Raw genomic sequence first — 24,802 nt, forward strand, 5'->3', positions numbered from 1 at the left:
GTCGTGCGCGGCTTCGGCCCCTGAGCCTGTCGAAGGGCGGTCCCTGAGCCTGTCGAAGGGTCAGTCCGAGCCGCGGATGCCCGCCGTCGACTCGATCACGGGACGCATCTTGCGATCGAGCGCCTCGTAGAACATCGACAGCGGGAACTCGTCGTCGAGCACCGCTCCGGTGTACCCCTTCGGCGGTCCGGCGAGCACCTCCCGCGGCAGCCCTGTCGCCCACACCGACGCCGGATGGGGTGCGAGGACCCCCCGGATCAGCTCGTAGGCCGCCAGCCAGTGCGCCGGCTTGGGCCGGTCGATCGAGCGCCAGTAGAGCTCGTCGATCGCGTCGCCGAGGGCAACAACGGCCGCGGGAACGCCGTCCCAATCGAAACTCAGCGAGGTGTCGGTCCAGTGCAGCACCCCGCGCTGATGCAGCCACGCGAACAGCAGCTGGCCGCCGAGCCCGTCGTAGTTGCGCACCCGGGTACCCGTGATCGCGAAGCGGAAGATGCGGTCGAACACCACGGCGTACTGCACGAGCCGCGCCCGATCGAGCATCTCCTCCTCGATCGGCGCCCTGCCCTCGGCCTGACGCAGGCGGCGCTCGATCGCGACGCACTCGCGATACGCCGTGAGGTCGCAGCGCAGCTCCTCGAGCGAGTAGAGGAAGTACGGCATCCGCTGCTTGATCATGAACGGGTCGAACGGCAGATCGCCGCGCATGTGCGTGCGGTCGTGGATGAGGTCCCACATCACGAACACCTGCTCGGCGAGCGCCTGATCCGACAGCATCCGCTCGGCGTCGTCGGGCAGCTCGAGTTTGGTGATGCGCGCGGCCGCCGACACGACGCGGCGATAGCGCGCCGCCTCGCGATCCTGGAAGATCGCGCCCCAGGTGAACGTCGGCACCTCGCGCACCGCCACCGTCTCGGGAAAGAGCACCGCCGAGTTCGTGTCGTATCCGGGGGTGAAATCGACGAGCCGCAGCGAGACGAACAGCCGGTTGCCGTAGTCGCCCGCCTCGAGCGCCGCGATGAACTCGGGCCAGATCGTCTCGACGATCAGGGCCTCGAACAGCCGATCGCGCGAGCCGTTCTGCGTGTACATCGGAAAGACGACGAGGTGGCGCAGTCCGTCGACGCGGTGCCGCTGCGGTTCGAACGCGACGAGCGCGTCGAAGAAGTCGGGCACGCCGAAGGCCCCCTCGGCCCAACGCTGCAGATCCTGTCGGCATGCCGCGAGATATCTCGCGTCGTGCGGAAAGAGCGGCGCGAGCTCCGCGATCGCGGCGCGGATGCGCGTGACGTGCGCACGGGCGACGTCGTGATCGGATGCTGCCGGCACAGACCCGTCGCCGATCTGCAGCGACTGCAGGGCCACGACCGAGCGCCGCAGGCTCACCCAGGCGGGGGAGTCCTCGACGTCGGCCGCGAGGGCGATGGCGGCGGCATCCGGAATCCGGTCCTCGACGACCTCGGGTTCGCCGATGATCGACTTCTGGGCACCGGGGGTGGTGTGCGCGGACATGGGGAACCTCCGATCGGAAGGCTCGGGGCGCGTCCCCGGCTGGGACGCGCGCTGGTGCTCACAGCGTACGCCCGTCCGCCCGTCAGTCGTGCTGCGGAAACCCCAGGTTCAGGCCGCCGTGCGAGGGGTCGAGCCAGCGCGAGGTGACGGCCTTCTCCTGCGTGAAGAATTCGAACCCGTGCGGACCGTACGCCTTCGCGTCGCCGAAGAGGGAGTCCTTCCACCCGCCGAACGAGTGATAGGCCACGGGCACGGGGATCGGCACGTTGATGCCGATCATGCCCACCTGCACCTCGCGCTGGAAGCGCCGCGCCGCGCCGCCGTCGTTCGTGAAGATCGCCGTGCCGTTGCCGTACGGGCTGCCGTTGATGATGCCGAGCCCGTCCGCGTAGCCCTCGACCCGCACTACCGAGAGCACGGGGCCGAAGATCTCGTCCCGATACACGGCGGACGAGGTCGGCACGCGGTCGATCAGCGTTGGCCCGAGCCAGAAGCCCCCGGCATCCCCGTCGACCTCGATACCGCGCCCGTCGACCACGACGGAGGCGCCGTCCGCCCGCGCCGTGTCGATGTAGCCGGCCACCCTGTCTCGGTGCGCCTCGGTGATCAGTGGGCCCATGTCGCATCCGCGCATGCCGTCGCCGGTGCGCAGCCGCCCCATGCGCTCGGCGATCTTCGCGACCAGCTCGTCGGCGATGGCATCGACGGCGAGCACGACCGAGATCGCCATGCAGCGCTCGCCGGCCGACCCGAACCCCGCGTTGACGGCGGCATCGGCGGCGAGGTCGAGGTCGGCGTCGGGCAGCACCAGCATGTGGTTCTTCGCCCCGCCCAGGGCCTGGACGCGCTTGCCGAACCGCGCGGCCTGCTCGTAGATGTAGCGGGCGATGGGTGTCGATCCGACGAACGAGATCGAGCGCACGTCGGGATGCTGCAGCAGGGCGTCGACCGCCTCTTTGTCTCCGTGCACGACGGTGAAGACGCCGTCGGGCAGGCCCGCCTCGCTCCACAGCGCGGCGAGCCAGTTCGCGGCGGACGGATCCTTCTCGCTGGGCTTGAGGACCACCGCGTTGCCGGCGGCGATCGCGATCGAGAAGAACCACAGCGGCACCATCGCCGGGAAGTTGAAGGGGCTGATGATGCCGACGACGCCGAGCGGCTGGCGCAGTGAGTAGACGTCGATGTCGGTCGAGACGTTCTCGGAGTATGCGCCCTTCATCTGCGAGGGCATGCCGCACGCGAACTCGACGACCTCGAGCCCGCGGGCGATCTCGCCGAGGGCGTCGGAGGTCACCTTGCCGTGTTCGGCCGTCAGGATGTCGGCGAGCTCGCCCTTGCGGGCGTTGAGCAGCTCGCGGAAGGCGAACAGCACCGCCTGACGTTTGGCGATCGAGGCGTCGCGCCACAGCGCGGCCCCTGCGGAGGCCGAGGTGACGGCCCGGTCGACGTCGGAGGCGGAAGCGAGGCGCACCTGCTTCTGCACGCTGCCGAGCGCGGGGTTGAACACCGGGGCGGTGCGGGTCGACGTGCCCGCCCAGGGTGCGCCGTCGACCCAATGGTCGAGGATCGTCGTCGCGCGGTCCGCGGACCGCTCGAGGGTACGTGCGTCGGTCATGGTGTGTCCCTTCCGATCTCGGCGAGCACGTCGTCGTAGATCTCGGCGGCCTCCGCGACCTCGTCGTCGGTGACGACGCACGGCGGCACGACGTGGATGCGGTTGTCCTGCACGAAAGGCAGCAGGCCGCGAGCGACGAGGCCCTTCTTGATCGCGCCCATCGCGGCGGCGGGCAGCGGCTCGCGCGACTCGCGATCGGCGACGAGTTCGAGTGCCCAGAAGACGCCCTCGCCCCGCACCTCGCCGATGAGGGCGTGCTTGTCGGCGAGTGCAGTCAGCGCGGGGCCGATCACATCGCTGCCCACGCGACGGGCGTTGTCGACGATCCCCTCGGACTCCATCGCGTCGAGCGCGCCGACGATGGAGGCGGCCGCCAGCGGGTGCCCGCTGTAGGTCAGGCCGCCCGGATAGACCCGGTCATCGAAGGTCGCCGCGATCTCGTCCGAGATGATGACGCCGCCCACGGGCACGTAGCCGGAGTTGACCCCCTTGGCGAAGGCGATCAAATCGGGCACGACGTCGTAGCCCTCGAAGGCGAACCAGCGGCCCGTGCGCCCGAACCCCGCCATCACCTCGTCGAGGATCAGCATGATGCCGTAGCGGTCCGCGAGCTCCCGCACGCCGGCGAGGTAGCCGGGCGGCGGGACCAGCACCCCGGCGGTGCCGGGCACCGACTCGAGCAGGATCGCGGCGATCCCGTCCGCGCCCTCGGACTGGATGACGCGCTCCAGGTGTCGCAGCGCCCGCTCGCTCTCCTGCTCGGGGCTCTCGGCCCAGAACTCGCTGCGGTACAGGTAGGGGCCGAAGAAGTGCACGTGTCCTCGGGCGAACTCGTTCGGCATCCGTCGCCAGTCGCCCGTCGCGACGATCGCCGCCCCCGTGTTGCCGTGGTACGAGCGATAGGTCGAGAGCACTTTGTCGCGGCCCGTGTGCAGGCGCGCCATGCGGATGGCGTTCTCGATCGCGTCGGCGCCGCCGTTGGTGAAGAACACCTTCGAGAATCCGGCGGGCGCTCGGCGGACGATGCGCGCCGCCGCCTCACCCCGAGCGAGGTTCGCGGTGGCGGGTCCGATCGTGGCCAGCAGCGACGCCTGATCGTGGATCGCCTGGATGACGGCGGGATGCTGGTGCCCGATGTTGACGTTGACCAGCTGGCTCGAGAAGTCCAGGTAGCGGTTGCCCGAGTGATCCCACACGGTCGTGCCCGAGCCGCCCGCGATCACGACGGGATCGAGGGCCCCCTGCGCCGACCAGGAGTGGAAGACGTGCGCGCGGTCGAGCTGCTTCGTCGTCAGGTCGAGGTCGGAAAGGATGTCTGTCGTCATACCGGTCACTCTCATCGTTCGCGATTCGTCTGGTCGCTACGCTCCTCGCTCAGCGGCCGGGGGTCAAGAGACCCCCGGCCGCTGAGCCCGTCGAAGCGACCGGGGTGATCAGTTGCCGCCCTCCAGCAGCTCGACCTCGATCGGCTCGAAGCCCTCTCCCGTGACGTCGACGCCCTCCTCGGCGAGCTCGTCCAGCGCCTGCTGGATGTACTCGTTCGAGTAGGCGCTCGCGGGCGGCTCCTCGGTGATCAGGCGGGCGCCGGTCTCGTTGACGGCGGCCAGCGCTCCCTCGACGGTCTGGTTCCAGGCCGCTTCGTCGATGATGCCGATCCCCGCGGGCGAGGGCCAGATGAGCTTGTTGGTCTCGTTCATCATCCACAGCTCGTGGCTCGGGCCCCAGCCGGAGCCGGAGGCGAGCGTGATCTCGGCCGCTTCCTCCGGGTTGTCCCGGGCGAAGACCCACCCCTTGATGACGGCCTTGAGGAACGACACCGCCGTCTCGGCGTACTCCTCATCGGTTTCGAGGCGTTCGGTGTCGGCCCAGATCGCGTCCTGCAGCATCGCGCCCACCGTGTCCTGGTAGCTGATGACGCTGAAGTCCTCGGGCGTGTACAGCTCGCCCGTCTCGGGGTCGACGGTCTCGAGCAGCTGCGCGTACTCGTTGTAGGTCATCGCCTGCGCCGCGTCGATGTCGCCCTGCAGGAAGGCGTTCATGTTGAAGTCCTGCGTGATGATCTCGACGGTCGTCGAGTCGAGCCCCTCCGCAGCCATTGCGGCGAAGATCTCCCACTCGTTGCCGAAGCCCCACGAGCCGATCCTCTTGCCCTCGAAGTCGGCCACCGATTCGATGCCGGAGTCCGCCCACGCCACCTGCAGCGTGCCCGAGGTCTGGAAGATCTGCGCGATGTCGGTCAGGTTGGCCCCCGCCTCGATCGAGCCGAGCACCTTGGGCACCCAGGCGATCGCGAAGTCCGCGTCGCCGTTCGCGAGCGCGTCCTGCGGCACGATGTCACCGCCCGAGGGGATGATCTCGACCTCGAGACCCTCCTCTTCGAAGAAGCCCTGCTCGGCGGCGGCGAAGTAGCCCGCGAACTGCGCCTGCGGCAGCCACTGCAGCTGCAGCACGACGGGGGTGAGCTCGCCGGCATCGGCATCGCCGGAATCGGTGTCGGTGTCGGTCGAGCCCCCCGCGCAGGCGGCCAGGACGAGCGTCGCCGAGAGGGCGATGCCTCCCGCGGTCAGCGATCGACGTGTGCTGTGTCTCATGTCGTTCCTTTCGGGTCAGGTGGTGCGTCGGTGCGGTGTCGCCTCGGTGCGAGGACGTGGGGGATGCGGGGTCAGGTGCGCGCGGGGTCCGGCACCCGACGCGCGACGAGCCGCTCGAGCAGCGCGGTCGCGGCATAGAACAGCAGCCCCAGCAGGATGCTGGCCGCGACGTAGGCCCACGCGCGGGCGTACGCGCTGGTCGCTGCCGACGTCGAGATCGCGCTGCCCAGGCCACCGCGCGGTCCGCCGAAGTACTCCGCGACGAGCGCGGAGATCACGGCGAGCGAGCTCGCGATCCGCACACCGGTGAGCAGGTAGGGCAGGGCGGTGGGCAGGGTCACGGCGCGGAAGGACTGTGCGCCCGTCGCGGCGTACGCCCGCATCAGGTCGCGGTGCACGGGCCTGGTCTGACGGAGCCCGCGCAGGGTGTTCAGGAACACGGGCACGAATGCTGCGAGCGCGGCGATCGCCTGTCGACCGAACTGGCTGTCGGCGCCGAACATCGAATTGAGCACGGGGGCGAGCGCGACGATCGGCACCACCGCGAGCGCCGCGACGATCGGCGCGGCCATGCCGTCCACGGGGCGCCAGCGCGCGGCCAGGGCGGCCAGGCCGACCCCGAGCAGACCGCCCGCGACGAGTCCCACGAGCGCGTTGGTGCCGGTGATCAGGGTCGCCGTCGCGATCGGCCCCGCGAACGCGACGAGCTCCTCCGCGATCGCCGCCGGTGAGGGCAGCAGGTAATCCGATACGCCCCCCACGGTCACGAGCAGCTGCCACGCGGTGAGCGCGACGGTTCCGACGGCGAGGGGTGCGATCACCCGCAGACGGCGCTCGGCGCGGGGGGAGAGGGTCGTGGTCATCGGTGCTCCCGGGCACCGGATGCGCTCGCGGGAGCGCCGTGCAGCGCCTCCCGCACCGCAGTGACCCGCTCGAAGAATGACGGATCCTCACGCAGGGCCTCGTCGCGCGCCACTCCCGCGCCGAACCCGGTCTCGACGACGTGGGTGATGCGTCCGGGCCGGGGCGACATCACCACGACGCGGTGGGAGAGGAACACCGCCTCGGGGATCGAGTGCGTCACGAACACCACGGCGGCGCCCGTCTCGGCGGCGATGCGCGAGAGCTCCGTCTGCATGCGCTCCCGGGTCATCTCATCCAGCGCGCCGAACGGCTCGTCCATCAGCAGCAGGCGCGGGCGCTCGGCGAGTGCCCGCGCGATCGCCACCCGCTGCTGCATCCCGCCCGAGAGCTGATCGGGATAGCGGTCGGCGAACTCGTCCAGGCCCACCATGGCCGCAAGCTCGCCGACGCGCGCGCGGCGGGCGGATGCCGGCATCCCGTGGATCTCGAGAGGCAGGGAGATGTTTCCCGCCACGGTGCGCCAGGGCAGCAGTCCCGCCTGCTGGAACGCGATCCCGTACTCCTGATCGCGGCGTGCGCGGTCGGCGCTCTTGCCGAAGACCTCGACCGATCCGGTGCTCACCGCGTCGAGGTCGGCGATGAGACGCAGGAGTGTGGATTTGCCGCATCCCGAGGGCCCGATCAGCGAGACGAATTCGCCCGCGGCCACCTCGAGGTGCACATCCTCGAGCGCGCGCACCTCGCCCGCGCGTCCGGCGAACACCTTGCCCGCCCCGCGCACGCTCACCGCGCTGACGGCGGCCTCACTGGTCGCCGTGGTCATCGGTCCGCCTCTCCGCGTCGGTAGTCCTTCAGGCCCGCGCCGAGGAGCGCGACGGAGCCCGCCGCGACGAGCCCCAGCACGATCGCCCCGAAGATCGGTCCCCACGGCTTCGCGGGGTCGCCGGATGCCTGTCCGGCGAACTGGATGAGCAGGCGCCCGATGCCGCCCTGCAGGCCGGTCGAGACTTCGGCCACGACGGCGCCGATCACGGCGGCCGCCGCCCCCAGTCGCATCGCGGGCAGCAGGTAGGGCACCGCGGCGGGCAGCCGGAGCTTGACGAGCGTCGGCCAGTAGCCGGCGGCGTACGTGCGCAGCAGCTCGGTGTGGATGCGGTCGGGTGATTGCAGCCCCTTCAGCGCTCCCACCGCGATGGGGAAGAACGCGAGGTACGAGGCGATGACAGCGACCGACATCCAGTCCTGCCACTCGAACGCGCCGATCTCGATGCGCGAGCCCCAGCTGCGCACGATCGGCGCGAAGGCGATGAGCGGCACGGTCTGGCTCAGGACGATCCAGGGCAGCAGCCCCCACTCCACGAGGCGCCAGCGCTGCATGAGCAGGGCGAGCCCGAGCCCCACGACGACGGCGAGGGCCCATCCGGCGGCCGCGATGCCGAGCGTCGTCACGGCGGCGAGCGCCACCGCGACCCAGAGCGGCGGCGAGCCGTCGGCGCGGGTGACGGGCTCGGCGAGCCGGATCAGCATGTCCCACACATGCGGCATCGCGAGATCCGTCGTGCGGGGGAGGACGCGGGTCTCGCCGACCAGCACACCGTCCTCCGGGGCGAGCAGCTTGTAGCCCTCCCAGAGGGCGACCAGGGCGAGCACGCCCAGCAGGCCCCAGCCCCACGCGGCGAAACCGCGGCGGCGGGTATGCCGGGCGGGCGAGGCGGTCGTCATGCCTTCGCCGTGATGTGCGGGGAGAGGGCCGGGATGACGGTCTCGCCGTACACCCGCAGGGTCTCCTCCTTGTTGTCGTGCTGCAGGTACCCCGCGAACTGCGTGACGCCCAGCGCGCGCAGCTGCTCGAGCTTGCCGATGTGCTCCTCGGCGGTGCCGAGCACGCAGAAGCGGTCGACGATCTCGTCGGGCACGAAGTCGACGTGGTCGTTCGAGGCCTGTCCGTGCGAGTTGTAGTCGTAGCCGGTCCGACCGGCGATGTAGTCGGTGAGAGCCTGGGGCACTGCGCTGCCCGACCCGGTCGACGGGCCGTACTTCGCCACGATGTCGGCGACGTGGTTGCCGACCATCCCGCCGAACCAGCGGCACTGGTCGCGCATGTGCGCGATGTCCGTGCCGATGTACATGGGGGCGGCGACGCAGAACTGCAGGCTCTCGGGGTCACGGCCGGCGCCCGCCGCGGCATCCTTCACCGTCTGGATCATCCAGGCCGCGATGTCGACGTCTGCCAGCTGCAGGATGAAGCCGTCGCCGACCTCGCCCGCGAGCTTCAGCGCGAGCGGGCCGTAGGCCGCGACCCACACATCGAGGCTCGAGCCGCGGCTCCACGGAAACTGCAGGGTCGCCCCGTTGTACTCCACGGGGCGGGAGTTGGCGAGCTCGCGGATGACGTGGATCGATTCGCGCAGTTCCTTCAGCGTCGTCGGCTTGCCTCCGGTGACGCGCACGGCCGAGTCGCCGCGGCCGATGCCGCAGATCGTGCGGTTGCCGTACATCTCGTTGAGCGTGGCGAAGACCGACGCGGTCACCGTCCAGTCGCGCGTGGCCGGGTTTGTCACGAACGGGCCGACGGTGACCCGACGGGTGGCGGCGAGGATCGCCGAGTAGATGACGTACGGCTCCTGCCAGAGCAGGTGCGAGTCGAAGGTCCACACGTGGCTGAAGCCGTGCGCCTCGGCGAGCGTGGCCAGCTGCACCGTGCGCGAGGCGGGCGGGTTGGTCTGCAGGACGACTCCGAAGTCCATCACGTGCCTCTCAGATCAGATACTGGCTCAGGCCGCGCTTGACGTAGCGGCCATCGCCCTTGGACCCCAGATAGCGGCCGCCGTCGACGATCACCCGGCCGCGCGCGATGACCGTGTCGACGTGGCCGTCGATCTCGAAGCCCTCCCAGGCCGAGTGGTCCATGTTCATGTGATGGGTCTTGTCGTACCCGATGGAGGTGTGTCCGTTCGGGTCGTACACGACGACGTCGCCGTCGGCGCCGGGCTGGATGACGCCCTTCGTGCCGTACAGACCGAACATGCGCGCGGGGGTCGTGGAGGTCAGCTCCACCCAGCGCTCGAGAGTGATCTCGCCCGTCACCACGCCCTGGTACATCAGGTCCATGCGGTGCTCGACCGAGCCGATGCCGTTGGGGATCTTGCGGAAGTCGCCGAGCCCGAGCTCCTTCTGATCCTTCATGCAGAACGGGCAGTGGTCGGTCGAGACCATCTGCAGGTCGTTGGTGCGCAGCGCCTGCCACATCGCGTTCTGATGCCCCTCGGCGCGCGAGCGCAGCGGCGTGGAGCACACCCATTTGGCGCCCTCGAACCCCGGCGCACCCAGCTGCTCCTCGAGCGAGAGGTAGAGGTACTGCGGGCACGTCTCGCCGAAGACGTTCTGCCCGCGGTCACGCGCCCCCGCGAGCTGCTCGACGGCCTGCTTGGCGCTCACGTGCACGACATACAATGGCGCGCCGGTCAGATCGGCCAGCATGATCGCCCGGTGCGTGGCCTCCTCCTCCATCTGCCAGGCGCGGGCGATGCCGTGATAGTACGGGTCGGTCTTGCCCGCATCGACCAGCTGCTGGGCGAGCACATCGATGGCGGGGCCGTTCTCGGCGTGCATCATCGTCAGCAGGCCCGTGTCGCGCGAGACCTGCATCGCCTTCAGGATCTGCGCGTCGTCGGAGTAGAAGACGCCCGGGTACGCCATGAAGAGCTTGAAGCTCGACACGCCCTCATCGAGCAGACCGCGCATCGCGCTCAGCGAGTCGTCGTCGACGCCGCCGATGATCTGGTGGAAGCCGTAGTCGATCGCGCAGTTGCCGGCGGCCTTCGCGTGCCATGCCGCGAGCCCGTCCTGCACGCGCTCGCCGTACTTCTGCACGGCGAAGTCGATGATCGTGGTGGTGCCGCCCCACGCCGCGGCGCGTGTGCCCGTCTCGAACGTGTCGCTTGCCGCCGTGCCTCCGAAGGGCAGCTCCATGTGCGTGTGCGCATCGATTCCGCCGGGGATCACGTACTTCCCCGCGGCGTCGACGACGGTGTCGACGGATGCTGTCAGGTCGTGCCCGAGCAGGGTCGATCCGGGTGCGAGCACGGCCCGGATCTTCTCGCCGTCGATCAGGACGTCGGCGGGGGCTCTGCCCGTGGCCGAGACGACGGTGCCCCCGGTGATGAGTGTCGTGGTCATGGTGCGACGATCTCCCCGTACGAGTCGGGACGGCGGTCTCGGTAGAACTGCCAGTCGTCGCGCATCTGACGCACCAGGTCCATGTCGAGATCGCGGATCAGCAGCTCCTCGTGCTCGCCCGAGCCCAGCGCGCCGACGTAGTTGCCGCGCGGGTCGACGATCTGGCTGGTGCCGTAGAAGTCCACCGCCTCATCGCCGTACTCGTTGTCCTCGAGCCCGACCCGATTGGGCGCGAGGACGAAGTACCCGTTCGCGACGGCGGCGGCGGGCTGCTCCACCTCCCACAGCCGGTTCGAAAGGCCGGGCTTCGTCGCGTTCGGGTTGAAAGCCAGGTGAGCCCCGTTGAGACCGAGTTCGCGCCAGGCCTCCGGGAAGTGCCGGTCGTAGCAGATGATGACGCCGATCCTGCCGACGGCGGTGTCGAAGACGGGATAGCCGAGGTTTCCCGGGCGGAAGTAGAACTTCTCCCAGAACTTCTCGACGTGGGGGATGTGGTGCTTGCGGTATTTGCCGAGGATCGTGCCGTCGGCGTCGACCACGACGGCGGTGTTGTAGTAGACCCCCGCCATCTCCTCCTCGTAGATCGGCAGGATCATCACGAGATTCAGTTCTTTGGCCAGGGCCGCGAAGCGCTGCACGATCGGGCCGTCGGCGGGCTCGGCGTAGGCGTAGTACTTCTTGTCCTGCGTGATGCCGAAGTAGGGCCCGTAGAAGAGCTCCTGGAAGCACATCACCTGCGCTCCCTGCGCCGCGGCATCGCGGGCGAACTGCTCGTGCCTGTCGAGCATGGATTCCTTGTCGCCGGTCCAGGTGGTCTGGGAGATCGCCGCCCGTACTGTCGCCATCACTGCCTCGCTCTCGCTTCGCGCGTCGCCCGTCGGGTTTCGCCCGCCGATGGGCTTCGATCTCGCCCGTGTCGGCACCGGGTCCGCTGGTGTCATCGTGCGGCCCCGACGTTTCCCCGCGGTTTCCGCGTGTGACGGGGCCGTAACAGCATCGTCGACCCCGGGCCCGCGCCCGTCAATGGCCGTGGCGGCGTAGCCTCGACCCATGCGACTGCCCCGGCTGCGGCATCCCGTCATCTCGTATCGTCGTGCCCGTCTGCTGCCGCGGCGTGTGCGGCGCTTCGATCGCGAGGCGAACCGCTGGGTCAACGCGCGACGGGATCGACGTGCGCGCGACGGCGGGCTGCGCCGGCTCTCGCGCGCGGCCGATCGCGGTCGCCTGTGGTTCGTGATCGCCGGTGCCCTCGTCGTCATCGGGCGGCCGCGTGCGGCGCTGCGCGGCGTGCTCTCGCTGGCGGCCGCGAGCCTTGTCGCCAACCTCGTCGGCAAGAAGATCTTCGGCGGGCCGCGTCCGGTGCTGGTGGACGTCCCCATCGGGCGCCGCCTTGCGGTGTACCCCACCTCGGCGTCGTTCCCCTCGGGACACTCGGCCAGCGCCGCGGCGTTCGCGACCGGTGTGGGTCTCGAGGCCCCCGTCGTGGGCGCGGCCATCGCCCCCGTCGCGGCCGGCGTCGCCTACTCGCGCCTGCACGTCGGCGCGCACTGGCTCTCGGACGTGATCGGCGGGGTCGCGATCGGCGCCGCAATCGCCCTCGCGGGCCGCGCGCTCGTTCCCGTACGGCGAGCACACGAGCATCCGCCCCGCGAACCCGGAGAGCGGATCGCGCTGCCGGCGCTCGTCGACGGTGCCGGCCTGCTGATGTTCGTCAATCCCTCCTCCGGAGCCGACGTCATCCGAGCCGACCCCCGGCGCACGATCGAGCGGGAGCTGCCCGCCGCGTCCCTGCACGAGCTCACCGGCGCCGAGGAGCCGGCGGCGCTCGTCCGCCGCGCGCTCGCCGGGCAGACGCCGCCGCGGGTGCTCGGGGTGTGCGGCGGAGACGGCTCGGTCGCCGCGCTCGCGCAGATCGCCCGCGACACGGGCCTGCCCCTGCTGGTGCTCCCGGGGGGCACCTTCAATCACTTCGCCCGGGCCGCGGGCGTCGACACGCTGGATGCCGGCATCCATGCCCTGCGGGAGGGGCGCGGACTGCGGGTCGCGGTGGCCGAACTGGACGCCGGCGATACACCGTTGACCGTGCTCAACACCGGTTCGGTCGGCATCTATCCCGACTTCGTCGCGCGGCGGGAGGTGTACCGGGAGCAGCTCGGCACATGGCTCGGCGGGGTCGTCGCCGCGTGGCGGGTGCTGCGGCATGCGGAGCCGATCGACATCGAGCTCGACGGTGAGTCCCTGCGCGTCTGGTCCGTGTTCACGAGCGTCGGGCGCAACGACCCCGCGCGTGTGGCGACGATGCAGCGGTGGAGCATGGACGACGATGTGCTCGACGTGCGCGTCCTGCACGCCCGCGGTCCGCGCCGGCACGCGATGGCCTCCCTGGCCTTCGGGCGGCGCACGGCGGCCCTCGCGAGGGTGCTGCGGCTCATGCCCCGCGCCTCCGACATCGAGCGCCGGCTCGTGCCCGAGATCGCTCTGGGGCTGCCGGATCGCGGCGGAGACGTGCCGGCGTTCGCGCACGACGGCGAGCTGGAGGCCCGCCCCCGCGCCGACGCGCACGGGCGGTACGGTGTGCGGCTGCGGATGATCCCCGGAGCGCTCGACGTCTACGGGTGAGACGCGTCGCCGGGCGATGTCGCGTCGGTCGGCGGATCGAAGGCCCACGTGGGGGCGAGCGCCCGGATGCGTGCCGCCCGCCACTGCCAGATCGTCCACAGCACGGGCCAGAACGCCGGCGCCGCGGCCCCGCCGATGACGAGCCGCTCGCGCCAGAGCGTGCGGGCAGGATCCTCGGATGCGGGAGCGACGGCCATCTGGTGATCCCAGACGTCGAGCGCCGACAGGGGCCCGGTCAGGGGGATCCCGCTGTCGCGGAGGATGCGCACGCGGCCGCGGGAGTCCTCGCGCACGCGGTCCGTGATCTGGATCAGCTGCCGACCCATCGGAAGGGCGCCGGCGAGCGAGAGCTGCACCGCGGCGTCGGACCCCGACTCCCACGCGGTCGGGAGGGCGCCCAGCGGCTGCATCTGCAGCAGCGGACCGTAGAGCTCAGCGACCACCGCGGGGGAGTGCAGCGCCCGCCACGCGGCGTCGGGGTCGCAGTCGATCTCGAACCGGAGCAGGATGCGCATGCCGCCAGTCTCGCACCGCGCAGCCGCGCGCGGTCTATCGCGGGGTCAGCGCCGCGCGTCGGGCGGCGCTGGTGATCTCGCGCCGCTCCCACCGGAAGAGGAACCGCTCGTCGAACCGCGGTGCGCACCGCACGCAGGACGCCGCCCTCGTCGGCCGCCGGTGCCGGTAGGCGACATGCCCCGCGGGACACACGCCCACCCACGGGGCCAGCTCCACCGCCGTCTCGCCGTGATGGGTCGTGCCGCCCGTGTATCCGAGCTCGCGGGCCGCCTTCTTCCACACGGGGCCGTGACCGGCGGCCGGCCCGGCGAGGGCGTGCGCGACCTCGTGCAGCAGCGTCTGATGATTGGTCTCGTCGTCGTAGCGGGCGCTGAGGTATCGCGAGACCGTGATGCGCCGGCGTGTGTAATCGCACAGGCCCGCACGGCGCTTGGCGTTGTCGAAACCGAAGGTCCACGACGAATCGAGATGGAGGGTGATCAGGGCCTCGCCCCAGGTGCGCACGCGCTGCAGATCCGACATGCGAACAACCTAGAACATACCTGCGACACTCGCGCCGGGGCCGGTCAGCTGGCGACCGAGTCGCGCGTGCGGCGTCGGTCGGCGGCATCCACTGCGAGCAGCGTCGACTCGAGTTCGGCGTCGGTCGCCCCCGACTCCTGCCGCAGGAACAGCGCGCGTTTGAAGTCGCGGCGGGCCTGGTCGAAGTCCTGCGCGTCGAAATGCACCTTGCCGCGATGCTGGCACGCGAAGGCCGCGATCGACGCCCATCCCTGGCCCTCGGACTCCTCGACGCACATCGTCAGCTCGTGCGCGGCCGCGGCGTACGCGCCGCGCCACTGCAGCACGGTGGCGTGCAGGATGCGCGCGCGCAGCAGATCTTTGCGGGTGCCGGCCATGCGGGCGACCCGCACGGACTCGTCCGAGATCACGAGGGCGTCGTCGAGGCGGTCGAGCACCTTCAGCAGCCACACCCGCTCGAGAAGGGCGGGCAGGCTGCGCTGGTCACCCAGCTCGAGCAGCCGCTCGCGGCACTCGGCGGGATCGACGACCTCGCGCAGGGTTTCGGGGTCGTACCCGTGGATGTAGCTCACCGTGACCTCCTCACCTGCGCCGCGTCCTGCCGGCGCCCTGACAGTCTGCCTCGGCGACCCGGCGAAGGCGGCCAGCCGCGCCGCGTGTGGTGAACGTCATCGCTCGAACAGCGACGAGTTCGGGCGGGGCGAGGCGACGGCATCCGCATCGGCGACCGGCGCCGCACCGCCCACGAACGCCGCGAGCTCGGCGCCCTCGGCGACCTTCGCGGGGTGGGGACCCGCGGCCATGAGGCGCGGCAGCCACGTGGTGGGAAGGGGGGCCCCGGATGCGGCGACGACGAGATTGCCGAAGCGCCGGCCCTTGAGCACCTGCACCTCGGCGAGCACCACGACATGCGGCAGCACCGACTGCACGGTCGCGACCTGACCGCGGGCGAAGCGCAGACCCGCGCCGTCGGCGACGTTGACCAGCAGCACCCCGTCGGGGGCCAGCAGCGCGGCGGCGGCGCGGTAGAACTCCAGCGAGGTCAGGTGCGCGGGGGTCTGCGCTCCCGAGTAGACGTCCGAGACGAGCAGGTCGACCGCTCCCGTGATCGCCGCCGGCAGGCGTCCGAGTGCCGCGCGTGCATCCTGGACGCGCGTGCGGATCGCCGCTCCCCGGGGCAGCGGCAGGTGCGCGCGCACGAGCTCGACCAGCGCGGGCTCGAGCTCGATCACCTGCTGGCGCGAGCCGGGACGGGTGTGCTCGACATATCGGGGCAGGGTCATGGCTCCCGCGCCCAGGTGCACCGCCGTGAGGGGCTGTCCGGGCAGTCGCAGCAGGTCGATGACCGCGCCCATCCGCGCGACGTACTCGAAGTGCAGATGCGCGGGATCGTCCAGGTCGACGTGGGACTGCGGGGTGCCGTCGACCTCGAGCTCCCAGCCGGAGGTGTAGGGCGAGGGCACGATGCGGGCGAGCGTGCCGTCCGAGAGTCGCGCCTGCGGGGGCGGGGCGTCCGCGGTCCCCCGACGTCTGCGCGCTCCGGCCATCCGCCCACGCTAGCGGGCGCGGGTCTACCGTGGAGCCGTGGGCTCGATCGACCTCAACAGCGACCTCGGCGAGACCGTCGACGGTGTGCCGACGGCCGACGACGTCGCCATGTTCGCGCTCGTCTCCAGCGCCAACGTCGCGTGCGGCGGTCACGCCGGCGATGCGTCATCCATGCGCGACGCCGTCGCCCGCGCCGCCGCGCACGGCGTCGTCATCGGCGCGCACCCCTCCTACCCCGATCGCGCCGGATTCGGGCGCGCCGCGATGAGCCTCGACGCGGACGCCCTCACCGACGTCGTCGCGCAGCAGCTGTCGGCCCTGCGCGCCGCGGGCGCCGACATCCGCTACGTCAAGCCGCACGGCGCGCTCTATCACGCGGTCTCGGCCGATGCGGGGCCGGCCGCCGCGGTCGCGAGTGCCGTGGCATCCCTGTCGGCGGACCTCGGCCGGGCCCTGCCGATCCTCGGGTTGGGCGGACAGATCGCGGCCGCCGCCGCCGCCGCGGGTCTGCCCTTCGTCCGCGAGGCGTTCCTCGATCGCGGATACGCGCCCGGCGGCGGGCTCGTGCCCCGGGGCTCGCCGCGCGCCCTCCTCACGGACCCCGGCGAGGTCGCCGACCGCGCCCTACGCCTCGTCCGCGAGGGCGTGGTGGCGGCGGTCGACGGGAGTCTCGTCGAGGCCGGCGCCGCCTCGCTCTGCGTCCACGGCGACACCCCGGCCGCCGTCGCGATGGCGCGCGCGGTGCGCGCCGCGCTCGATGCCGCCGGAATCGTCGTGCGGGCACCGTGGTGAGCCCCGAAGGTCGCGCGCCGGCGCAGGCCGCGCCGCCGCGCATCCTGCCGATGGGCGAGCGCGGCCTGCTCATCGAGCTCCGCTCGGTCGCCGAGGTGCATCGCGTGCACGCCGCGCTCGCCGACTCCGCCCCGTCCGGTCCGGTCGATCTCGTACCGGCCGCGCGGACGATCCTCGTGCGACTCGGCCCCGGGTCGCTCTCGCTGCACGCCGCGCGCGACTGGATCGCCGACACGGCGACGCGGGCGCGGGATGCCGTCATCGCACCACCGCCCGAGACTCCGGTCGTGCTCGAGCTCGTCTACGACGGCCCCGACCTCGCCGAGACGGCCGCGCTCGTCGGGCTCTCCGCCGACGCCCTCGCGGCACGGCACGAAGCGGCTCGGTGGCGGGTCGCGTTCACGGGGTTCGCCCCGGGATTCGCCTACCTGACGAGCGAGGACTGGGGACTCGACATCCCGCGCCTGGCCTCGCCGCGCACCCGCGTGCCGGCGGGTGCGGTGGGGCTGGCCGGCGAGTTCTCGGGTGCCTATCCGCGCGAGACGCCCGGCGGCTGGCGCCTGATCGGCACGACCTCTGCGCCGCTGTTCGATCCCGCGGCGGCGGAGCCCGTCCTGCTCGCTCCGGGCCGACAGGTGCGGTTCGCCCGCGTGCGCTCCGTGATCCGGGCATCCGTGCGACCCCGTCCCCCGGAGCCCTCCTCCGATCCGCTGCTGCGGGTGATCGAGCCGGGCCTGCTGACGACCGTGCAGGACCTCGGCCGACCCGGCCGCGCGGCGCAGGGGATCGCCCCCTCGGGTGCCCTCGATCGGGGCGCCCTGTGCCTCGCGCTGCGACTGGTGGGCACCGCCGAGGATGCGGCGGGGCTCGAAGTCACGATGGGCGGCCTGCGCGCGGTCGCACTGCGCGACACCTGGGTCGCCCAGACCGGCGCCGAGGCGTTCCTGACGATCGCGGGCCGCCCCGCACCCACCGGAGCGGCGGCGCGCTGGAGAGCCGGCGAGACGCTGGAGGTCGGCTGGGCGAGGGACGGCGCCCGGATCTATCTCGCCCTCCGCGGCGGCATCGACGCCCCGCGGGCGGCGGGATCACGCGCCACGGATCGCCTGGCGGGGCTCGGGCTCGCGCCGCTGGCAGCCGGGGACGTGCTGGGCGGTGCGGGGCAGGAGCGGGCGCCGATCCCGCCGGTCGACCAGGCGCCGCCTCGGCCGGTGAGTGCCGAAGCCGAGATCGCCCTGGCCCCCGGTCCGCGCGCCGACTGGTTCGCCCCCGCCGCCGCCCTCGCCCTCTACGGCAGCGTCTGGCGCGTGACGAACGACGCCGACCGGGTGGGCATGCGCCTGGAGGGACCCGAGCTGGAGCGCGCGGTGCACCGCGAACTGCCGAGCGAACCCATGGTGCCGGGTGCGCTCCAGGTTCCACCCTCCGGCCGGCCGACGATCCTCCTCGCCGACGGGCCCGTGACCGGCGGCTACCCCGTGATCGCCGTGGCGACGGAGGAGTCGCTCGACACCCTCGCCCAGCTCCGGCCCGGCAGCCGGATCAGGTTCCGGCACGCGCGGCCGGCCGGCTGACCGGCGGCGTCGTCGTCGCGCCCGCGGCGCGTTCGCGCACGCCGGCGAGCGCGTACTCCGCCGCCTCGCGTGCTCCGTACTCGCGCCCGCGGTCGATCGCCGCCTGGAGGGCCGCGCCCGTCGGCCCCGTCGCGAGCGGCTCGAGATCGCGGGTGTGGAAGACGAAGGCGGGAGCGTCGTACTGGCCCGTGCGCTTGCGGATCGCGGCCGCCGCCCCCGCCAGCACGCCCGCGCGCTCGACATCCCCGTCGAGTGCGGCGATGCTGCACAGCCCCTCCAGCGAGTAGGCGATGCCCTCGTCGTTGTCGAGCGCGACGGAGCCCGCCATGCCCTCGATGTACACGCGGAGGGCGTCCTCGACGCGCCCGCCCCGCAGCAGCGCCCGGGCCAGGTGGTGCGCCGCCACGGTCGCCGTGAACTCGTCAGCCGCCGCGAGCGACGCGTCGAGGGCCCGCTGGAACATCGCCAGCGCGTCGTCGTCGCGTCGGCGCAGCCACTCCAGGCGGCCGAGCGCGACGAGGATGAGCACTTCGCCCCAGCGGGCGCCCGCCGCGCGGAAGCCCTCGGCGCCCCGCCACAGCCGCTCGGCGGCGGTGTCGAAGTCGGCATCCCCGGCTGTGATCTGGGCGAGCCCCGCGGTGGCCAGCGCCATCGCCGACCCCATCGCCTCGCCCGCCTCCGCGAACAGGTCCGAGACCTCGCAGAACCCGTCCACCGCGGTCGGCGTCTGCGTGCCGAACATCTCCTTCCACAGCACGTAGTAGCGCGCGACCGCGCGGGCGAAGGGCGTGTCGCCGCCCCCGCGGTCGAGCATCTCCTGCATCCACAGGGCCATCTCGCTGAGGTACCCGCCGATCCACCAGTACAGATACAGCCGCCACGCCACGGTGGATGCCGTCGCGAAGTCCTCCATGAAGATCAGATGCCGCACGCCGCTGCGCAGGTTGCTGCGCTCGAGGTTGAGCCGGGCGACCGCCGCCCGCTGCTCGGGACCGCCCAGGCGCGGTGCCTCGCGCAGCGCCAGTGCGGCGTAGAGGCGCGCGTGCGCGGCGCGCATCCGCTGATCCTCGCCGCGGGCGCGCAGCTCGCCGACGGCGTACTCGCGCACCGTCGAGAGGAGCGAGAACACGGACTCCCCGTCGATGTCCTGCTGATCGACGAGCGAGGAGTCCACGAGCGCCGCGAGGCCGTCCATGGCGGTGCCCTCCCATGCGCGGCCCGCACCCAGCTCCTCGACGGATTCGAGGGTGAAGCCGTGCGAGAACACTCCGAGATCGAACAGCAGCTCGCGTTCGGACTCGCGCAGCAGCCCCGTCGACCACTCGATCGTCGACCGCAGCGTGCGCTGGCGCTCGGGCAGATCGCGGGAGGAGTCCACCAGCAGTGGCAGCTGCTTGTCGAGCCGCCGGAGGATCGACTCCGGTGTGAGCACCCGCATGCGGGCCGCCGCCAGCTCGATCGCGAGCGGCAGCCCCTGCAGCACGCGGCAGATGCCCACCACCGCGGCCCCGCCGCTCGCGCTCAGCTCGAAGTCGGGCTTGACCGCCCTCGCGCGCTCGACGAAGAGCTCGACGGCGGCCGAGGAGAGTGCGCGGCTGACCGACGCGGGCGAGGCGGGGTCGTGGGTGGCCAGCGGCGCGACGTCGTAGACGCGCTCGCCGCGGATGCGCAGGATCGAGCGGCTGGTGACGAGGAACGATGCGTCGGGAGCGATCGTGTACAGCTGCACGAGCACGGGAGCGGCCTGCACGAGCTGCTCGAAGTTGTCGAGCACGATCAGCATGCGCCGGCCCTCGAGCGCGAGCGCGAGCCGCCGCTCCAGAGGCACCTCGGCGGTGTCGCGGATGCCGAGGGCGTACCCGATCGTGGGCAGCAGCAGATCCGGCTCGAGGACGTTCTCCAGCATCACGAAGATCGTGCCGTCCGGATACATCTCCGAGGCCGCCTCGGCGACGGCGATCGCGAGCCGGCTCTTGCCGATCCCGCCCGGTCCCAGCAGCGTGACCAGACGGGTCTGCCCGCCGCCGAGCAGGTCGAGCACGTCGGCGACGGCCCGGTCGCGTCCGATCAGGCGGGTGAAGGGCGAAGGGATGCGGGCGGCCAGCGGATCCGTGGTCGCCGTCGTGCCCCCGGCATCCCGGCCCGCGTCGAATCGCTCGGCGAGGAGGGTCGCGAGATCCGCCTCGACCAGCTCGGCGAGCTCCTCGGTGCCCGTGAACGACCGGTACGACGCCGTGTCGTCGTCGCGGATGCGGTCGATGAGGGCGTCGAGCCGCGTGTCGCGCTGAGTGGAGTGGCGGATGTAGATCAGCTTGGGCATCTCGCGGGGCGCGAGGCGGTACTCGTCCTCCAGCCCCGAGATCTGCTCGCCCGGGGCGACCCAGCCGTAGCTGTCGGCGTAGACGCCCACGAACACGTCGCTCTGGGCCAGATAGGCGCGGTACAGCTCCCGCGGAGGGTGCGGGCGGGCGCCGAGCTCGAACATCACCGGTGCGAGTCGCAGGCGCTCGATCGAAGCCCGCGCGACGCGGCGCTCCGCCTCGAGTTCGCGCAGCGTGGACGACACGAACACGCGCAGGCGCTGATCCGGCGTGCGGATCGTGCCGGGTCGCGTCCCGTCGCCGGAGGTCATGCGCTCGTTCCGGGCCTTCGGGGGCCCCAGCATCCACCCATGGCGCGGTTATACCGCAGGAAAGATAGCGCGTCAAGAATCGACTGGACACGGAGGGCTGCGCGACGTATAGTTGTGGTTTGCGCTCCTAGGTTCCCCCTGCCTTCATATGGTGGTCGGCTGTGCCCCTGCGCCCCTCGTGAGAACGGGGAGCGGCGCCAGGGCAATTCGGGGAAAGGCGAGCATTCCACCTGACGACAAGGAATCACGAGCCCTACCCGGGCCCATGGAGGTTATTCCCTTGGCTGCTGCGCGCAACGCATCCACCACCCCCACCCTGAAGAACGGCCGCGGAGCATCCCGCCTCTCGTTCGCCAAGATCTCCGACACCCTCGAGGTCCCCGACCTCCTGGCGCTGCAGACCGAGTCGTTCGACTGGCTCGTCGGCAACGAGGCCTGGAAGGCGCGCGTCGCCGAGGCCCAGGCCGTCGGCCGCACCGACGTGCCCGAGATCAGCGGACTGGAGGAGATCTTCGAAGAGATCTCGCCGATCGAGGATCTCAGCGAGACGATGCAGCTCTCGTTCACGAACCCCTACCTCGAGCCCGAGAAGTACTCCATCGAGGAGTGCAAGGAGCGCGGCAAGACGTACGCGGCGCCCCTGTACGTCGAGGCCGAGTTCATGAATCACCAGACCGGTGAGATCAAGACCCAGACGGTCTTCATGGGCGATTTCCCCCTGCAGACGGGCAAGGGCACGTTCATCATCAACGGCACCGAGCGCGTCGTCGTCTCGCAGCTCGTGCGCTCGCCCGGCGTGTACTTCGACAAGACGCCCGACAAGACATCCGACAAGGACATCGTCTCGGCGCGCGTGATCCCGAGCCGCGGCGCGTGGCTCGAGTTCGAGATCGACAAGCGCGACCAGGTGGGCGTGCGCATCGACCGCAAGCGCAAGCAGTCGGTCACCGTGTTCCTCAAGGCCCTCGGCCTCTCGAGCGAAGACATCATGAACGAGTTCGCGGGCTTCGACTCCATCGAGGAGACGCTGTCGAAGGACACGATCCTCACGAAGGAAGACGCGCTCCGCGACATCTACCGCAAGCTCCGTCCGGGCGAGCAGGTCGCCGCTGAGGCCGCGCGCGCGCTGCTCGACAACTTCTACTTCAACCCCAAGCGCTACGACCTCGCCAAGGTCGGCCGCTACAAGATCAACCAGAAGCTCGGTCTCGACCAGCCCCTGTCCGACTCGGTGCTGACCGTCGACGACATCGTCGCGACGATCAAGTATCTGGTCCGCCTGCACCGCGGCGACGCGACGTTCGACGGCGTCCGCGCGGGCAAGCCCGCCGAGATCCGCCTCGACGTCGACGACATCGACAACTTCGGCAACCGCCGTATCCGCGCCGTCGGCGAGCTCATCCAGAACCAGGTGCGCACGGGCCTCTCGCGCATGGAGCGCGTCGTCCGCGAGCGCATGACCACGCAGGACATCGAGGCGATCACGCCGCAGACCCTGATCAACGTGCGCCCCGTCGTCGCCGCGATCAAGGAGTTCTTCGGCACCTCGCAGCTGTCGCAGTTCATGGACCAGAACAACCCGCTCGCGGGCCTGACCCACAAGCGCCGCCTCTCCGCGCTCGGCCCCGGAGGCCTCTCGCGCGAGCGCGCCGGCGTCGAGGTGCGCGACGTGCACCCCTCGCACTACGGCCGCATGTGCCCGATCGAGACCCCGGAAGGCCCGAACATCGGCCTGATCGGATCGCTCGCATCCTTCGCGCGCATCAACTCGTTCGGCTTCATCGAGACGCCCTACCGCCGCGTCGTGGATGGCCGCGTGACCGAGGACATCGACTACCTCAGCGCCAGCGAGGAGAACGACTTCATCGTCGCGCAGGCCAACGCGCCGCTCCAGGCCGACGGCCACTTCCAGGAGGAGCGCGTTCTCGCCCGCCGCGGAAAGGGTGGCGAGGTCGACCTGTTCCACCCCGAGGAGATCGGGTACATGGACGTCTCCCCGCGCCAGATGGTGTCGGTGGCGACCTCGCTCGTGCCCTTCCTCGAGCACGATGACGCGCAGCGCGCGCTCATGGGCGCCAACATGCAGCGCCAGGCGGTGCCGCTGCTGCGCAGCGACTCGCCCCTGGTGGGCACGGGCATGGAGGGCTACGCCGCGATCGACGCCGGCGATGTCATCACCGCCGAGAAGGCGGGTGTCGTCGCCGAGGTGTCGGCCGACGTCGTGACCGTGCAGCTCGACGAGGGCGGCACGCAGGACTACTACCTCCGCAAGTTCGACCGCTCCAACCAGGGCACGAGCTACAACCAGCGCGTCGTGGTCTCGGCCGGTGAGCGCGTCGAGGTCGGCGAGGTCATCGCCGACGGCCCCGCGACCGAGAACGGCGAGCTCGCGCTCGGCAAGAACCTCCTCGTCGCGTTCATGCCGTGGGAGGGTCACAACTTCGAGGACGCGATCATCCTCAACCAGGACCTGGTGAAGGAAGACACCCTCTCCTCGATCCACATCGAGGAGTACGAGGTCGACGCGCGCGACACCAAGCTCGGCAAGGAGGAGATCACCCGTGACCTCCCCAACGTCAGCCCCGAGCTGCTGAAGGACCTCGACGAGCGCGGCATCGTCCGCATCGGCGCCGAGGTGCGCCCCGGCGACATCCTGGTCGGCAAGGTCACGCCCAAGGGCGAGACCGAGCTGTCGGCGGAGGAGCGCCTGCTCCGCGCGATCTTCAACGAGAAGAGCCGCGAGGTGCGCGACACGTCGCTTAAGGTGCCCCACGGTGAGCAGGGCACGATCATCGCGGTCAAGGAGTTCAACGCCGAGGACGGCGACGACGAGCTCGGCTCGGGCGTCAACCGCCGCGTCGTGGTCTACATCGCCCAGAAGCGCAAGATCACCGAGGGCGACAAGCTCGCCGGCCGCCACGGCAACAAGGGCGTCATCGCCAAGATCCTCCCCGTCGAGGACATGCCCTTCCTCGCCGACGGCACCCCCGTCGACGTCGTGCTCAACCCGCTCGGCATCCCCGGCCGCATGAACTTCGGCCAGGTGCTCGAGACCCACCTCGGGTGGATCGCGAAGCAGGGCTGGAAGGTCGAGGGCACGCCCGAGTGGGCCGGCAACCTGCCCGAGCACGCCCGCGAGGCCGCGCCCGGCACCAAGGTCGCCACCCCGGTGTTCGACGGGGCGAGCGAGGCCGAGATCCAGGGTCTGCTCGATGTGACCACCCCGACCCGCGACGGCGAGCGTCTCATCGGCGGGTCCGGCAAGGCTCGCCTGTTCGACGGCCGCTCCGGCGACCCCTTCCCCGAGCCGGTCTCGGTCGGATACATGTACATCCTGAAGCTGCACCACCTCGTCGACGACAAGATCCACGCGCGTTCGACGGGCCCGTACTCGATGATCACGCAGCAGCCGCTGGGTGGTAAGGCGCAGTTCGGCGGTCAGCGTTTCGGTGAGATGGAGGTGTGGGCCCTCGAGGCCTACGGCGCCGCGTACGCGCTGCAGGAGCTCCTCACGATCAAGTCCGACGACATCCTCGGCCGCGTCAAGGTCTACGAGGCGATCGTCAAGGGTGAGAACATCCAGGAGCCCGGCATCCCCGAGTCCTTCAAGGTGCTCATCAAGGAGATGCAGTCGCTCTGCCTGAACGTCGAGGTGCTCTCGGCCGACGGCACGGCGGTCAACCTCCGCGACACCGACGACGAGGCCTTCCGCGCAGCAGAAGAGCTCGGCATCAACATCTCCAGCCGCTTCGAGTCCTCGTCCATCGACGAGATCTGATCCGGCCCCCTTCGACTCGCTCAGGGACCGTGTCCCGCAGAATTCCGACACAGGAGACAC

Annotated in this window: 19 protein-coding genes; 4 read left to right on the forward strand and 15 right to left on the reverse strand. The window is 71.1% G+C overall.

Annotated elements, in window-relative coordinates; all coding sequences use genetic code 11:
* Positions 1–60 precede the first annotated feature (60 nt).
* The 10 genes from AB2L57_RS02640 to AB2L57_RS02685 all read right to left on the reverse strand — a co-directional run bounded on the left by AB2L57_RS02640 (position 61) and on the right by AB2L57_RS02685 (position 11,606).
* Entirely contained in the window at positions 61–1,512 is a 1,452-nt protein-coding gene (locus AB2L57_RS02640; protein WP_409047974.1) for a DUF6421 family protein, read from the reverse strand.
* Positions 1,513–1,594: 82 nt separating this feature from the next.
* Positions 1,595–3,127, reverse strand: a complete 1,533-nt coding sequence (locus tag AB2L57_RS02645; protein ID WP_409047975.1) for a CoA-acylating methylmalonate-semialdehyde dehydrogenase — start codon at positions 3,125–3,127, stop codon at positions 1,595–1,597.
* Positions 3,124–4,452 carry an aspartate aminotransferase family protein gene (locus tag AB2L57_RS02650; protein ID WP_409047976.1) on the reverse strand — a complete coding sequence of 443 codons (1,329 nt, stop codon included), beginning with the start codon at positions 4,450–4,452 and terminating at the stop codon, positions 3,124–3,126. Before AB2L57_RS02650 ends, AB2L57_RS02645 begins: the two co-directional genes overlap by 4 nt.
* Before the next feature lie 108 nt (positions 4,453–4,560).
* The gene (locus tag AB2L57_RS02655) at positions 4,561–5,718 is read right to left on the reverse strand and encodes an ABC transporter substrate-binding protein (RefSeq protein ID WP_409047977.1); all 1,158 of its coding nucleotides are present in this window, start codon (positions 5,716–5,718) and stop codon (positions 4,561–4,563) included.
* A 71-nt stretch (positions 5,719–5,789) separates the two neighbouring features.
* Entirely contained in the window at positions 5,790–6,581 is a 792-nt protein-coding gene (locus AB2L57_RS02660) for an ABC transporter permease (protein ID WP_409047978.1), read from the reverse strand.
* A complete protein-coding gene (locus tag AB2L57_RS02665) occupies positions 6,578–7,405 on the reverse strand; it encodes an ABC transporter ATP-binding protein (protein WP_409047979.1) in 828 nt (275 codons plus the stop codon). The genes AB2L57_RS02660 and AB2L57_RS02665 overlap by 4 nt, the downstream gene beginning before the upstream one ends.
* Positions 7,402–8,304, reverse strand: a complete 903-nt coding sequence (locus AB2L57_RS02670) for an ABC transporter permease (protein WP_409047980.1) — start codon at positions 8,302–8,304, stop codon at positions 7,402–7,404. The genes AB2L57_RS02665 and AB2L57_RS02670 overlap by 4 nt, the downstream gene beginning before the upstream one ends.
* Positions 8,301–9,329, reverse strand: a complete 1,029-nt coding sequence (locus tag AB2L57_RS02675; protein WP_409048666.1) for a TIGR03842 family LLM class F420-dependent oxidoreductase — start codon at positions 9,327–9,329, stop codon at positions 8,301–8,303. The genes AB2L57_RS02670 and AB2L57_RS02675 overlap by 4 nt, the downstream gene beginning before the upstream one ends.
* A gap of 10 nt (positions 9,330–9,339) precedes the next feature.
* Positions 9,340–10,761, reverse strand: a complete 1,422-nt coding sequence (hydA, locus tag AB2L57_RS02680) for a dihydropyrimidinase (RefSeq protein WP_409047981.1) — start codon at positions 10,759–10,761, stop codon at positions 9,340–9,342.
* Positions 10,758–11,606, reverse strand: coding sequence for a nitrilase-related carbon-nitrogen hydrolase (locus tag AB2L57_RS02685; protein WP_409047982.1), 849 nt, complete (start codon positions 11,604–11,606; stop codon positions 10,758–10,760). The genes hydA and AB2L57_RS02685 overlap by 4 nt, the downstream gene beginning before the upstream one ends.
* A 205-nt stretch (positions 11,607–11,811) precedes the next feature.
* Between AB2L57_RS02685 and AB2L57_RS02690 the strand changes: the two genes are divergently transcribed.
* Positions 11,812–13,380: a bifunctional phosphatase PAP2/diacylglycerol kinase family protein gene (locus AB2L57_RS02690; RefSeq protein WP_409047983.1), complete on the forward strand. Its 1,569-nt coding sequence runs from the start codon at positions 11,812–11,814 to the stop codon at positions 13,378–13,380.
* On the opposite strand, the gene AB2L57_RS02695 is transcribed toward AB2L57_RS02690, so the two are convergent.
* The 4 genes from AB2L57_RS02695 to AB2L57_RS02710 all read right to left on the reverse strand — a co-directional run bounded on the left by AB2L57_RS02695 (position 13,371) and on the right by AB2L57_RS02710 (position 15,965).
* Positions 13,371–13,895, reverse strand: coding sequence for a hypothetical protein (locus tag AB2L57_RS02695; RefSeq protein ID WP_292811736.1), 525 nt, complete (start codon positions 13,893–13,895; stop codon positions 13,371–13,373). The genes AB2L57_RS02690 and AB2L57_RS02695 overlap by 10 nt on opposite strands.
* Before the next feature lie 34 nt (positions 13,896–13,929).
* On the reverse strand, positions 13,930–14,418 hold the full coding sequence (locus AB2L57_RS02700) for a SprT-like domain-containing protein (RefSeq protein ID WP_292811737.1): 489 nt from the start codon (positions 14,416–14,418) through the stop codon (positions 13,930–13,932).
* Positions 14,419–14,462: 44 nt separating this feature from the next.
* On the reverse strand, positions 14,463–14,990 hold the full coding sequence (locus tag AB2L57_RS02705) for a hypothetical protein (RefSeq protein WP_292811739.1): 528 nt from the start codon (positions 14,988–14,990) through the stop codon (positions 14,463–14,465).
* A gap of 96 nt (positions 14,991–15,086) precedes the next feature.
* A complete protein-coding gene (locus AB2L57_RS02710) occupies positions 15,087–15,965 on the reverse strand; it encodes a spermidine synthase (RefSeq protein ID WP_409047984.1) in 879 nt (292 codons plus the stop codon).
* Between the two features lie 37 nt (positions 15,966–16,002).
* Between AB2L57_RS02710 and pxpA the strand changes: the two genes are divergently transcribed.
* Together pxpA and AB2L57_RS02720 are read left to right on the forward strand one after the other, a co-directional pair.
* Complete coding sequence (gene pxpA, locus AB2L57_RS02715) at positions 16,003–16,758, forward strand: 5-oxoprolinase subunit PxpA (RefSeq protein ID WP_409047985.1); 756 nt, start codon at positions 16,003–16,005, stop codon at positions 16,756–16,758.
* Positions 16,755–18,332 (forward strand): 5-oxoprolinase/urea amidolyase family protein, encoded by a 1,578-nt coding sequence (locus AB2L57_RS02720; RefSeq protein ID WP_409047986.1) that lies wholly within the window; start codon positions 16,755–16,757, stop codon positions 18,330–18,332. Before pxpA ends, AB2L57_RS02720 begins: the two co-directional genes overlap by 4 nt.
* On the opposite strand, the gene AB2L57_RS02725 is transcribed toward AB2L57_RS02720, so the two are convergent.
* Positions 18,301–20,964, reverse strand: coding sequence for an ATP-binding protein (locus AB2L57_RS02725; protein ID WP_409047987.1), 2,664 nt, complete (start codon positions 20,962–20,964; stop codon positions 18,301–18,303). The genes AB2L57_RS02720 and AB2L57_RS02725 overlap by 32 nt on opposite strands.
* A 280-nt stretch (positions 20,965–21,244) precedes the next feature.
* Here AB2L57_RS02725 and AB2L57_RS02730 point away from each other — a divergent pair, with 280 nt between their 5' ends.
* Positions 21,245–24,742: a DNA-directed RNA polymerase subunit beta gene (locus AB2L57_RS02730; RefSeq protein WP_409047988.1), complete on the forward strand. Its 3,498-nt coding sequence runs from the start codon at positions 21,245–21,247 to the stop codon at positions 24,740–24,742.
* Positions 24,743–24,802: the final 60 nt, after the last annotated feature.

The sequence above is a fragment of the Microbacterium sp. HA-8 genome, from assembly GCF_046111165.1.
Lineage (GTDB): Bacteria > Actinomycetota > Actinomycetes > Actinomycetales > Microbacteriaceae > Microbacterium.